Annotated in this window: 1 protein-coding gene; it reads left to right on the top strand. The window is 64.6% G+C overall.

Going from position 1 to position 712, the window contains the following annotated elements; genetic code table 11:
• Nucleotides 1-20 precede the first annotated feature (20 nt).
• Nucleotides 21-712 (top strand): hypothetical protein (locus ACX4ZE_RS22910; RefSeq protein WP_480275535.1); only part of this gene is annotated, 692 nt, incomplete at its 3' end.

The following is a 712-nucleotide window of genomic DNA, read 5'->3' as shown; positions in this document are numbered from 1 at the left end:
TGACCCGCTACCGCTATGACGTGATCCTCCGTAAGCGTCCGATCGCGGTGTTGTCGCTGGCAGAGGCACCCCGAATCCGGTTCACCGACCACTGCGTCGACTCCTTGGAGACGTTGCTGAGTACCCGGCGTGGTGGTTGCGTCCGGGTCCTGGACATTCCCCATCTGGGATTGGTCGACGAGGTCCGTGCCGGTCACGAGGTCCGTTCGGGTCGTCACGTTGTCATGGGGGAGGGGCTGGTAGGTCGTGAAGCCACCATGCAGGCGTGCGCGGATCGAGTCGGTGAGGGTTTTCTTCCGGAGGATCTGCATATCTTGGGGGAGGGGTTGGGGTTCACCACCGCGGTGACGTGGTCGACGCATGCGGGGTGTATGGACGCGGTGTTCGTGGACTCTGCGCTCGCGCGCGGCAAACAGCTCACCGATGTGTTCGTGGCCTCGTCACCGGTGAAGGACCCGACGCGGTATACCAATAATCCGCGGGTGAGCCTGCTGATAGCGGATGTGCGGCGGTTTGTGGCCGATCGGTTGCCGGAGTTCATGGTCCCGGCCATGGTGATGGCAGTCGAGGCGATGCCGTTGACCCCGAACGGGAAACTCGACCGTGCGGCGTTACCGGACCCGCAGATCGTGTCCGGGGTGGGGTATCGGGCGCCGCGCTCGGAGCGGGAACAGATACTGGTGGGGCTGTTCGGTGAGGTCCTCGGGGTGGG

The sequence above is a fragment of the Nocardia sp. TBRC8007 genome, from assembly GCF_056629435.1.
The sequence above is the reverse complement of the archived record's forward strand: the minus strand, read 5'-3'. Positions and strand labels throughout refer to the sequence as shown.